Origin of the sequence: Flavobacterium sp. RSSB_23, from assembly GCF_051547145.1 — a bacterium.
Lineage (GTDB): Bacteria > Bacteroidota > Bacteroidia > Flavobacteriales > Flavobacteriaceae > Flavobacterium.
This window is the reverse complement of the sequence record NZ_JBPTTO010000002.1, coordinates 414,553-427,001: the sequence shown is the minus strand read 5'-3', so window position 1 is coordinate 427,001 and position 12,449 is coordinate 414,553. Positions and strand designations below refer to the sequence as shown.

11 protein-coding genes are annotated in these 12,449 nt (G+C 34.8%); 9 read left to right on the top strand and 2 right to left on the bottom strand.

Annotated elements, in window-relative coordinates; translation table 11 throughout:
- The first annotated feature begins 23 nt into the window (after positions 1-23).
- Genes ACSVH9_RS05290 through ACSVH9_RS05280 form a run of 3 tightly spaced genes read left to right on the top strand, consistent with a single transcriptional unit; the run spans position 24 to position 5,639 of the window.
- Positions 24-1,367, top strand: coding sequence for a TolC family protein (locus tag ACSVH9_RS05290; protein WP_438062794.1), 1,344 nt, complete (start codon positions 24-26; stop codon positions 1,365-1,367).
- Between the two features lie 3 nt (positions 1,368-1,370).
- A complete protein-coding gene (locus ACSVH9_RS05285; RefSeq protein ID WP_159688367.1) occupies positions 1,371-2,438 on the top strand; it encodes an efflux RND transporter periplasmic adaptor subunit in 1,068 nt (355 codons plus the stop codon).
- Positions 2,439-2,465: 27 nt separating this feature from the next.
- Complete coding sequence (locus ACSVH9_RS05280) at positions 2,466-5,639, top strand: efflux RND transporter permease subunit (protein ID WP_438062793.1); 3,174 nt, start codon at positions 2,466-2,468, stop codon at positions 5,637-5,639.
- A gap of 81 nt (positions 5,640-5,720) precedes the next feature.
- Here the strand turns inward: ACSVH9_RS05280 and ACSVH9_RS05275 are convergent, their stop codons facing one another.
- Together ACSVH9_RS05275 and ACSVH9_RS05270 are read right to left on the bottom strand one after the other, a co-directional pair.
- Positions 5,721-6,068: a membrane-binding protein gene (locus ACSVH9_RS05275; RefSeq protein ID WP_315142759.1), complete on the bottom strand. Its 348-nt coding sequence runs from the start codon at positions 6,066-6,068 to the stop codon at positions 5,721-5,723.
- Between the two features lie 181 nt (positions 6,069-6,249).
- Positions 6,250-7,254 carry a TlpA family protein disulfide reductase gene (locus tag ACSVH9_RS05270; protein ID WP_438062792.1) on the bottom strand — a complete coding sequence of 335 codons (1,005 nt, stop codon included), beginning with the start codon at positions 7,252-7,254 and terminating at the stop codon, positions 6,250-6,252.
- 153 nt (positions 7,255-7,407) lie between these two features.
- Between ACSVH9_RS05270 and aspS the strand changes: the two genes are divergently transcribed.
- From aspS to ACSVH9_RS05240, 6 genes are all read left to right on the top strand, one after another.
- Positions 7,408-9,159 carry an aspartate--tRNA ligase gene (aspS, locus tag ACSVH9_RS05265; RefSeq protein ID WP_438062791.1) on the top strand — a complete coding sequence of 584 codons (1,752 nt, stop codon included), beginning with the start codon at positions 7,408-7,410 and terminating at the stop codon, positions 9,157-9,159.
- 112 nt (positions 9,160-9,271) lie between these two features.
- Positions 9,272-9,466, top strand: coding sequence for a cold-shock protein (locus ACSVH9_RS05260; RefSeq protein WP_024979890.1), 195 nt, complete (start codon positions 9,272-9,274; stop codon positions 9,464-9,466).
- A 231-nt stretch (positions 9,467-9,697) separates the two neighbouring features.
- Positions 9,698-10,063 carry an NADH-quinone oxidoreductase subunit A gene (locus ACSVH9_RS05255; RefSeq protein WP_438062790.1) on the top strand — a complete coding sequence of 122 codons (366 nt, stop codon included), beginning with the start codon at positions 9,698-9,700 and terminating at the stop codon, positions 10,061-10,063.
- A 28-nt stretch (positions 10,064-10,091) separates the two neighbouring features.
- Positions 10,092-10,640, top strand: a complete 549-nt coding sequence (locus ACSVH9_RS05250; RefSeq protein WP_159691073.1) for an NADH-quinone oxidoreductase subunit B — start codon at positions 10,092-10,094, stop codon at positions 10,638-10,640.
- Positions 10,641-10,643: 3 nt separating this feature from the next.
- The gene (locus tag ACSVH9_RS05245) at positions 10,644-11,165 is read left to right on the top strand and encodes an NADH-quinone oxidoreductase subunit C (RefSeq protein WP_315142751.1); all 522 of its coding nucleotides are present in this window, start codon (positions 10,644-10,646) and stop codon (positions 11,163-11,165) included.
- A gap of 32 nt (positions 11,166-11,197) precedes the next feature.
- Complete coding sequence (locus ACSVH9_RS05240; RefSeq protein WP_438062789.1) at positions 11,198-12,436, top strand: NADH-quinone oxidoreductase subunit D; 1,239 nt, start codon at positions 11,198-11,200, stop codon at positions 12,434-12,436.
- Positions 12,437-12,449: the final 13 nt, after the last annotated feature.

Sequence of the window (12,449 nt, the reverse complement as noted above, 5' to 3'; positions counted from 1 at the left end):
ACGTATCAAACAAATTTTAACCTATGAAATACCCACTTTCAATACTCACAGTCTTTTTACTTGTGATTAATCTTCAAGCACAAGAAGTAAAGAAGCTTACTTTACAAGATGCATTGGTGTATGCTTTAGAAAATAAAGCAGATGCAAAAAAAGCAAAGTTAAAAGTCGAAAATAGCGAATACCAAATTCAAGAGGTTCGTTCAAGAGCACTACCTCAAATTTCGGCAAATGGTAGTTTAACTTACAATCCTATTTTACAAACAAACGTAATCGACGGAGGTTCGTTTGGCCAACCAGGAACAACAATTCAAGCGGTTTTTGGTCAAAAATGGAATTCTGTAGGAACACTTTCTTTGACTCAAGCATTATTTGACCAATCTGTTTTTACAGGTTTGAAAGCAGCAAAATCCACAAGAGAATTTTATCAAATTAATGAGCAACTCACAGAAGAACAAGTTATTGAGGCTGTAGCAAATAATTACTACCAAATCTATGTATTACGCCAGAAACTAACACTCCTGGAAAACACTTTCAAAACGACTGAAAAAGCACGTGATATTGTAAAAGGACAGTTTGAAAATGGTTTGGCTAAAAAAATTGACTTGGATAGAATGAATGTGAGAATTACCAATGTAACCACACAAAAACAACAAATTGAGAATCTAATGCAGTTACAAGAAAACACCCTTAAGTTTTTCATTGGAATGCCTATTGCTACAAAGTTAGAATTCCCAAACAATGATTTCAAAATAAGACCAGTTGACTTGAGCGCCGCTCCAAATCCAGATAGCAGAACAGAAATTGTATTACTAAAAAAACAAGAAGAATTACTTAACTATCAAAAGAAAGCTGCATTAGCAGGATATTATCCAACACTTTCGTTAGCTGCAAATTACAATTATATAGGTCAAGGTCCTGAAATGCCTTGGTTTAAAAAGCCAACGGACGGAGTCTATTGGTCCGATTTCTCATCAGTAACACTAAACTTAAGAATACCCATTTTTACAGGTTTTGGAACCAAAGCAAAAGTGAGTCAAGCAGATGTTGAGCTGAGAACCATTCAAGAAGATATCAAAGACACTCAATTGGCAATGGATTTAGATTATAAAAATGCTAATACTCAAATTGTAAACAGCACTATCACTATAACCAACCAAAAAGAAAACATGCGTCTCGCAGAAGAAATCCTAAAAAACACCAATAATAACTATTTACAAGGATTGGCTTCATTAACAGATTTATTAGATGCTGAAAATGCCGCAACAGAAGCCCAAAACAATTACACATCAGCAATACTAGATTATATTCTAGCAGAAATAAAACTTATAAAATCAAAAGGAGAACTAAAATCACTATTAAATAACTAAATCATGAAAAAGAATAGTATTACCATCATAATAATCGTAGGAGCGCTAGCCTTAATTGGTTTTATCTTATCAAAAAATAAAAAAGAAAACGAAGCAAAAATTGCAATTGTTGCAGAAAAAAACGCCAGTGTTTCTGTAAAAGTAGCCCCAGTAAAAACAGAAGAAGTATCACTAGACTTTGTTGCTAATGGTAACTTTGAGCCTACACAAGAGTTAACTTTTTCTGCAGAACGTTCTGGAAAAATAACTAGCGTACTTGCGAAAGAAGGAGACCGAGTAAGTGTTGGACAAACCTTAGCAATAATGCGTGGTGATGCTATTAATGTAAACGCACAAGCTGCAGAGGCTGCATATATAAATGCCAAATCAGACTATAACCGATTTGAAAATGCATTCAAAACTGGTGGGGTAACCAAACAACAATTGGATCAAGCAAAACTAGGATTAACCAATGCTGAGGCCAATTACAAACAAGCAAAAATAACTGTTGGAGATACTCGTATAAAAGCACCAATAAATGGTATAATCAATAAAAAATACATTGAACCAGGATCAATCTTATCTGCAATGCCTGCAACAGCTTTGTTCGATATTGTGAATGTAAGCAAACTAAAACTTAAAGTTACTGTTAGTGAAGCTCAAGTAGCAAGTTTAAAAACCGGAAACACTATCAGCGTAAAAACAAGTGTTTATCCTGACAAAGAATTTAGCGGTCGTATTACTTTTATTGCAGCAAAAGCAGATAGCAATTTGAACTTCCCTATTGAAATAGAAATTTCAAACAATGCTAATAATGACATTAAAGCTGGGATGTATGGAACTGCAATTTTCAAATCAGCTCAACAAAAACAAACCATGACAATTGTACCTAGAGCTGCATTCGTAGGAAGTGTTAGCAGTAACCAAGTATTTGTTGTTGAAAACGGTTTTGCAAAACTAAAAAATGTAACTGCTGGACGCATACTAGGAGATAAAGTTGAAATCTTAAACGGATTAACAACTGGTGAAACCGTAATCGTTACAGGGCAAATCAACTTGCAAGACGGAAATACGGTAGAAATAATAAAATAATTGATTGTAACTAGTACCTAGACAACTATGAAATTAGCAGAAATATCCATAAAACGTCCCTCATTAGTGATTGTATTGTTTACAATCCTATTATTAGGAGGGATCTTCAGTTACAGCCAATTGGGCTATGAATTAATCCCAAAATTTGAAACCAACGTAATCACAGTTTCGACTGTATATCCAGGAGCTTCTCCTAGCGAAATTGAAAATACGGTAACAAAGAAAATCGAAGACGCAATTGCTTCGCTAGAGAACATCAAAAAGATTGACTCAAAATCCTACGAAAGTCTTTCCATCGTATCTATTACACTTACGTCAAATGCGGATGTGGACATCTCTATGAATGATGCCCAACGAAAAATCAATGCAATTTTGAGTGATTTACCAGACGATGCAGACCCACCATCATTGACCAAATTCTCACTTAGTGACTTACCAATTATGACGATTGGTGCTAATGGAAAAATGGATGAGGCTGCCTTTTACGACTTAATCGATAAAAAAATTGCACCAATATTATCTCGTGTTCAAGGTGTAGCACAAGTAAACATCATTGGAGGCCAAGAACGTGAAATACAAGTAAATCTTGATGCTACTAAAATTCAAGGTTACGGACTCTCTGTTCCTCAAATTCAACAAGCAATCTTGAGCTCAAACCTAGACTTCCCTACAGGAAACATACAAACTAGAGAGCAAAAAATTCTAATCCGTTTAGCGGGTAAATACAAAAATGTCGAAGAACTTAGAAACCTTGTGGTTGCTTCACAAAACGGCATTCAAATTCGTTTGAATGATATTGCAGATGTTCAAGACACACAAAAAATAGCCGAGAAAATTGCTCGTGTAAATCAAAAAAGTGCAATTGTACTTCAAATTGTAAAACAATCCGATGCCAACGCAGTTGCTGTTAGTGAGCTTTTAATTAAAACCATAGCCAAATTAGAAAAAGACTATGTAGGCAATGAGCTAAAATTAGAAGTAGCAAAAGACAGTACTGTATTTACGCTTGAAGCTGCAGACTCTGTAGTACACGATTTATTAATAGCTGTAATATTAGTAGCTTTAGTAATGTTGTTTTTCTTGCACAGTGTTCGAAATTCTTTGATTGTAATGGTTTCGATTCCTGCTTCTTTAATCGCCACATTTATTGGAATCTTCCTTTTAGGCTATACTTTAAACTTAATGAGTTTGTTAGGATTATCGTTAGTAGTTGGTATCCTTGTGGATGATGCTATTGTGGTCCTCGAAAACATCTATAGGCACATGGAAATGGGTAAGAATAAAGTACGTGCAGCCTACGATGGTACAGCCGAAATTGGTGGCACTGTAACTTCTATTACCTTAGTTATTGTGGTTGTGTTTTTACCAATCGCCATGAGTACAGGTTTGGTATCCAATATCATTACACAATTTTGTATGACAGTAGTAATTTCAACATTACTTTCATTGTTGGCCTCATTTACTATTATTCCTTGGTTATCTTCTCGTTTTGGAAAACTAGAACACATTGAAGGAAAAAATGCATTTGGAAGAATCATTCTTGGTTTTGAAAATATGTTAACTCGTTTTACAAATTGGGTAACTGTAATTTTAGAATGGTGTTTAGACCATTACATAAAAACTATTGGTATAGTACTCGTTTTGTTCTTTTCATCAATTGCCTTACTACCACTTGGATTCATTGGTGGTGAATTCTTTGCTTCTTCGGATAGTGGTGAGTTTTTAGTTCAAATTGAGATGCCAAAAGATGCTTCTTTAGAACAAACTAATTTTATGACTCAAAAAGCAGAAGCTTATTTGAAGAAAGAGCCTTATGTCTTTAGCCAAATTACCACAGTAGGACAAACTAGTGAAGGTATGGGTGCTGCACAATCAACAGCATACAAAGCTGAAATCAACGTAAAAATGATCGAACAAAAAGATCGTACAGATGATGCTACAGTATATGCTGCAAAAATTAAAAGAAAGCTTGAAAAAGTATTGGTTGGATCAAAAGTAAAAACCGTTCCTGTTGGTATTTTAGGTACAGCCGAAGATGCAAAATTGGGATTGATTGTTACTGGACCAAATGTAGAAAGTGCAATGAAATTTGCCAAATTAGCTGAAGCCGAATTACGCAAAATACCGGGTACAACAGAAATTAAATTAACCGTAGAAGACGGAAACCCTGAAATTAACGTTAAGGTGGATCGCGATAAAATGGCTGCACTTGGACTTACACTTCAAACGGTGGGTATGACAATGCAAACGGCATACAGCGGTAATACCGACGGTAAATTTAGAGCTGGTGAATACGAATATGACATCAACATAAAGTACAATGCTTTTGACAGAAAAAACAGTACTGATGTTAGTAATTTGATATTTGTAAACAATGCTGGACAACAAATAAAGCTGTCTCAATTTGCTACAATTACTGAAGGTTCTGGACCAAGTAAATTAGAAAGACGTGACAAAACTGCATCTGTAACGGTACAAGGTCAAAATGTTGGTGTACCAGCAGGAACCATTGTTAATCAATGGCAAGCAAGATTAGACAAATTGCCTAAACCAACTGGTGTAGACTACATTTGGGGTGGAGACCAAGAAAACCAAAGCGAAGGTTTTGGTACTTTGGGAATAGCACTTTTAGCAGCAATTATTCTTGTTTATCTTGTAATGGTTGGTCTATATGATAGTTTTGTTCACCCATTTGTCGTTCTTTTTGCTATTCCATTATCATTTATTGGTGCATTACTTGCATTGGCGCTTACAAACAACTCTTTAAACATATTTACCATTTTAGGAATTATCATGCTTATTGGTCTGGTTTGTAAAAATGCGATTATGCTTGTAGACTACACCAATCAAAGAAGAGCCGCTGGAGAAACCATCCGTAAAGCATTAATCCAAGCGAATCACGCTCGTTTGCGTCCAATTTTGATGACTACTATTGCAATGGTTTTTGGTATGTTCCCAATTGCATTGGCTTCTGGAGCAGGTGCTGAATGGAAAAATGGCTTGGCTTGGGTAATTATTGGTGGATTAATTTCGTCATTATTCCTAACCTTAATTATTGTTCCCGTAATCTATGAGATTATGGAAAAAATCATTGCCAAATTCTCTAAAGGAGACAAAATGGATTATGAAGCTGAAATGATTGCAGATTATGACCATAAAGAATTAAGTGAAGATGGTTTCAATCCAAAGCATACCCTATAATTTTTGAATATTTGTTTTGTTTAACAAAAAGGCCGTCTAATTTGATTTAGACGGCCTTTTTAATTAACTAAAAAAAAGAAATTAATTTTTCACTGCAATAGCTTCTTGTTTCCAAGTTTTAACCATTGCGATAGCATTATTAGAATAATCAACTTCGCTCAAATTTACATCTTTCCAAAAGAACCATTTACCAACTTTGGCTCCTTCTTTATAAAATCCAGAGGCATTTTTGGTTCCATCTTCATTATAAGAAACCCAATATCCTTCTAACTTACCATTTTCAAAATAACCTTCTTGTTGCACTTGTCCGTTATCATAGAAATAGGTAGCTTTTACTTTTTTTCCAAAAGGTTCTAAAACAGGTTTAGAATCTTGCGCATATATCATTCCAGAGAACACCAATGCTACTGCTATTAAATATCTTTTCATATCGTTAGTTTTTAATGATTTATATCTTACTCTTATCAAAATTAGAGAATACTTTACATTAAAAAAACTTTTTGGTAACAATTTCGTAACATAGAGTGAAAACTTAACATTGGAAAAGTTGAAAAACAAAAAAAATCAGCCGTAAAAGACTGATTTTTATGTTATTATGTGTAAAAATTAATTAATTCAATAAAGAATCCAATAATTTAGGTAATTCTGCAGAAGAAGGTCTTGGCGCATCAGCTTTTACGATATTACCATTTGGGTCAACCAAAATAAATCTTGGAATTCCAGTAATTTTATATTCCTGTACAAACTTAGAATTCCAATCATTATCAGCAAAAACCTGAACACCACCCAATTCTTTTTCTTTCACCATTGTTCTCCATTTTTCAACATCTTTTACTTTATCAATGGACATACTTAAGAATACGATATTTTTACCGTGGTATTTTTCTTCTGTTTTTTTCAAAAATGGAATTTCCTGACGACAAGGTCCGCACCAAGTAGCCCAAACATCAATATAAACGTACTTTCCTCTAAAATCCTCTAGCTTTGTTTTTCCACCTTTATAATTGTCATATTCAAAAGTTGGGGAAACACTACCATTCATTTTATTACTCTCCACTATTTGTTGATGGTACTGTTTTAAGGAACCCAAATTCATTTCGATACTTTGTTTTTGGAGTGCAACAAATTCTGCATCTAATTTTTTACCTTCTAAACTAGCCAAATCGGCAGCTTTTTTCTCCTCGATACGCTTTACAAAGTCTGCTTCGCTGGCTGCTAAAAGTGAATTGTAATCAAATTTAGATTCTGAAACAGCGTTTTGAGCCAAGAAATTATTCTCCACTGCCCCCACTCCTGTGTAAACAATTGATTCATCAAATTGTTTGGCATCCATTTTTAATTTCAAGTTGAAATTGTTTTTCAAATACAATTGTGTGTATTCCTTTCCATCATACAACATATAGAAACCTTTTTCAACTGGAGCACTTCCTTTAAAAAGGCCTTTCTTATCAACACCAATTTTCAAAAGTTCTTTCCCATTGGTTCTATTTAAAATTCGAATCGTATCACTGTTTCGATTTGCAATTTCGGCTTGAAGGGTAAAAGCTTCTTTTTTTTGTGCCTGACTTCCGTGTATTCCCAAAGCCAAAAGAGCCACAATACATAGTTTTTTCATATAGTTATTTTTTGTGTTAATGCTCATCAAACATAGGAGTAAAAATCAAGTAAAATAAAAAATTAACATATTTTTAAAAATGAAAAAGGATGTTGCAAACTTTTAGCGTTAATTTAATTTTTGTGTTTACTTTTGCAGTCTAAAATTTGGAACATGTATAGAAGTCATAATTGTGGCGAATTAAACGCCTCACATATTAATCAAGAAGTAACGCTAGCGGGATGGGTACAAAAATCTCGTGATAAAGGATTCATGAATTGGGTCGACCTAAGAGACCGCTACGGAATTACACAATTGATTTTTGACGAAAGTCGTACTGACAAAACGGTATTTGAATTAGCCAAAACCTTAGGAAGAGAATTTGTAATTCAGGTGAAAGGAACCGTGATTGAACGCGAAGCCAAAAACAACAATATTCCAACTGGAGCCATTGAAATTTTAGTAACAGAATTAACAATTTTGAATGCGGCTTTAACTCCTCCATTTACTATAGAAGATGAAACAGATGGTGGCGAAGACATTCGAATGAAATACCGCTACTTGGATATTCGAAGAAATCCAGTAAAAAATAGTTTGCTTTTCCGTCATAAAGTGGCAATGGAAGTGCGCAAATACCTTTCTGATTTAGATTTTTGCGAAGTTGAAACTCCTTATTTAATAAAATCTACTCCAGAAGGCGCTAGAGATTTCGTAGTTCCTTCTCGAATGAATGAAGGACAATTTTATGCTTTACCACAATCTCCACAAACCTTCAAACAATTATTGATGGTGGGTGGAATGGATAAATACTTTCAGATAGTAAAATGTTTCCGTGACGAAGATTTACGTGCCGATAGACAACCTGAGTTCACACAAATCGATTGTGAAATGGCATTTGTAGAACAAGAAGACATTTTAAATATTTTTGAAGGACTTACTCGTCATTTATTAAAAGAATTAAAAGGCATCGAAGTAGACAAATTCCCAAGAATGACTTACGAGCATGCTATGAAAACCTACGGAAACGACAAACCAGACATTCGCTTTGGAATGGAGTTTGGCGAATTGAATGCTTTTGCACAACACAAAGAATTCCCTGTTTTCAATGCTGCTGAATTAGTAGTAGGCATTGCTGTTCCGGGTGCAGGAAACTATACTCGTAAAGAAATTGACGCATTGATTGATTGGGTAAAACGTCCACAAGTTGGCGCAAGCGGAATGGTCTATGTAAAATGCAACGAAGACGGAACCTTTAAATCATCTGTAGATAAATTTTACGACCAAGAGGATTTAAGCAATTGGGCAAAAACTACAGGTGCAAAACCTGGAGACATGATATTTGTATTGTCTGGTCCTGCCGACAAAACAAGAGCGCAACTTTCAGCCTTACGTATGGAATTGGCAACAAGATTAGGCTTAAGAAATCCAGCTGAGTTTGCTCCTCTTTGGGTGGTTGATTTTCCTTTATTAGAATTTGATGAAGAAAGCGGACGCTATCATGCCATGCATCATCCATTTACCTCGCCAAAACCAGAGGACTTGCATTTGCTTGAAACCAATCCTGGAAAAGTAAGAGCCAATGCTTATGATATGGTCTTGAACGGTAACGAAATTGGAGGGGGCTCTATTCGTATTCACGATAAAGCAACACAACAATTAATGTTCAAATACTTAGGTTTCACAGAAGAAGAAGCCAAAGCACAATTCGGATTCTTAATGGATGCGTTTCAATTTGGAGCACCTCCTCATGGCGGTTTAGCTTTTGGATTGGATAGATTAGTAGCTATTTTAGGAGGACAAGAAACCATTCGTGATTTTATTGCTTTCCCAAAAAACAATTCTGGTAGAGACGTAATGATTGACGCACCATCAACAATTGATGATTCTCAATTAAACGAATTACACATTCAATTAAATTCAAAATAATCCCTGAATAGTCTGTATATCAATATTTTTGAAAAAAAAGTATGACACGAATCATTTTTGTATTGTATTAAAGATTACATTTGTCACATTATAAATTATTATTATTATTACAATGCGTACAGGTACAGTTAAATTTTTCAATGAATCTAAAGGTTACGGATTCATCACAGACGAAGAAACAGGAAAAGACATTTTTGTTCATGCATCAGGAATCAAAGCGGAAGAATTACGCGAAGGAGACCGAGTGAGCTATGAAGAAGAAGAAGGAAGAAAAGGTAAAGTTGCTGCTCAAGTTGTAGTACTTTAAGCATAAAAATATTACAGTATTTTTTGCAGAATGGCAAAACGCTTCGAAATTTATCGAAGCGTTTTTTTTTGCCTTATACTAAAATTAAGAAATAATTCTAATTTTTATTTATAATCATTAAAAATTAGGATGGATTAACAAACGTTTAGAAGTGAATTCAGGCATTTAACTTGTGTTTTAAATCCTTGCAACCTATCTTTGTGGCTCGTTTAAGCAAGAAAAAAAACTACTATGCAAACCGAACAAATCAACTTTATTCCAATTTTAATGCAATTGCTTCTAGCAGTTGGATTTGTAGCAGGAATCATCTTTATTTCTGGGAAATTAGGTCCAAAAAGAAATTCTGAAAACAAAGATAAAAACTTCGAATGCGGAATTGAATCCGTAGGAAATGCCAGAATTCCTTTCTCTGTGAAATACTTTTTGGTGGCCATTCTATTCGTTTTATTTGATGTCGAGGTTATCTTTTTATATCCTTGGGCCATCAATTTCAAGGAGTTAGGTATCGAAGGTATGATAAAAATGATTATTTTTATGCTTTTGTTACTAGTTGGTTTTTTCTATATTATCAAAAAGAAAGCCCTTGAGTGGGAATAAATAATAGAAATTGAATACTATATCAATTATGACAGATTCTAACACAAAAATGGTCGCTCCTCCAGAAGGAGTTGTTGGTGAAGGTTTTTTTGCAACCAAATTGAATGATGTTGTGGGATTAGCAAGAGCCAATTCATTATGGCCTTTACCGTTTGCTACTTCTTGTTGTGGTATCGAATTTATGGCTACCATGGCTTCTCATTATGACTTAGCACGTTTTGGCTCTGAAAGAGTAAGTTTTTCTCCAAGACAAGCAGATATGTTGATGGTAATGGGAACTATTTCAAAAAAAATGGGCCCAATTTTACGTCAAGTATACGAACAAATGTCTGAACCAAGATGGGTTATTGCTGTTGGTGCTTGTGCCTCTTCGGGCGGAATCTTCGACACGTACTCAGTACTTCAAGGAATTGACAAAGTAATCCCAGTTGATGTTTACGTTCCAGGATGTCCTCCAAGACCAGAACAAATAGTTGAGGGTGTTATGAAACTACAAGAAATCGTAAAAAACGAATCGGTTAGAAGAAGAAGCTCCCCAGAATACCAAGAATTATTAGCTTCTTATAATATCAAATAAAAGATGGCATTAGAAACAACCGAAATACAAGAAAAATTAGTAGCCACTTTTGGAACCGCTGTTTTTCAATTCAATCAAGATAGAGACATTTTTTCATTTGAAGTTTCAGCTGATGTAATTACTGCTGTAATTCTTTTCTTAAAAAATGACCCAAGCCTACGTTTTCATTTCTTAACTGATTTATGTGGAGTACATTACCCAGACAATGAGGAAGAAAGACAATTTGCTGTAGTATATCACATGCACAATTGGTACGAAAACAAGCGCATCCGAATCAAAACCTTTTTGAACGGTTCACAACCAGAAGTAAAATCTATTGCTAATATTTTTCTTTGTGCCAATTGGATGGAACGTGAAACCTATGATTTCTTTGGAATCAACTTCATCGGTCATCCACAATTGAAACGAATTTTGAATATGGACGAAATGGTTTCTTTCCCAATGCGTAAAGAATTCCCAATGGAAGACAGTGGAAGAACAGACAAAGATGACCGATTCTTCGGAAGAACACCTTCGAATTGCTAAAAAAAGAACTTATAATTTTTCACATTAGATAAATGTCAGAACTATTATTACCACCAGAGCATCGCTATGCTAAAATCATCAAAGAGCGTCATAATGAAGACGGAAGTGAACTTTCGATTCTGAATTTAGGCCCTACTCACCCAGCTACTCACGGTATTTTTCAAAACATCTTATTGATGGATGGAGAAAAGATATTAGAAGCTGAACCAACCATTGGATACATCCATAGAGCATTCGAAAAAATAGCCGAAAATCGTCCGTTTTATCAAATTACGCCACTTACAGACCGTATGAACTATTGCTCGTCTCCTATCAATAATTTAGGATGGTGGATGACATTAGAAAAATTATTAGGTGTTGAAGTACCCAAAAGAGCACAATACTTAAGAGTTATTGTAATGGAATTGGCGCGTATTGCCGACCACTTAATTTGTAACTCGATTTTAGGAGTTGATACTGGAGCCTATACAGGTTTCTTGTATGTATTTCAATTCCGTGAAAAAATATACGAAATCTACGAAGAAATTTGTGGTGCACGTTTAACTACCAATATGGGAAGAATTGGCGGTTTCGAAAGGGATTGGTCACCAGAAGCTTTCCGTAAATTAGATGTATTCTTAGAAGAATTTCCAGTAGCTTGGAAAGAATTTGAAAACTTATTCGAAAGAAATAGAATCTTTATAGATAGAACCGTAAATGTTGGAGGAATTACTGCCGAAAAAGCTTTGGCTTATGGCTTTACAGGTCCTAATTTACGTGCCGCAGGTGTTGATTATGATGTTCGTGTGGCTCAACCTTATAGTTCTTATGAAGACTTTGACTTTATTGTACCAGTAGGAAAATCAGGTGATACTTACGACCGTTTTTGTGTACGTAATGCAGAAGTTTGGGAAAGTTTAAGCATCATCAAACAAGCCTTAGCTAAAATGCCAGCTGGTAATGAATACCACGCTGATGTTCCTGAATATTATTTGCCTCCAAAAGAAGATGTGTACACTACTATGGAATCTTTGATTTATCATTTCAAGATTGTTATGGGTGAAGTTCCAGTTCCTGTTGGAGAAGTATACCATCCGGTAGAAGGAGCCAATGGAGAAATTGGATTCTATTTAGTATCAGACGGAAGTAGAACACCGTATCGTTTGCATTTCCGTAGGCCTTGTTTTATTTATTATCAAGCCTATCCAGAAATGATTAAAGGCTCTATGCTTTCAGATGCGATAGTAATATTATCAAGTTTAAATGTTATCGCAGGAGAATTAGATGCTTAACGATTTTAAAGCA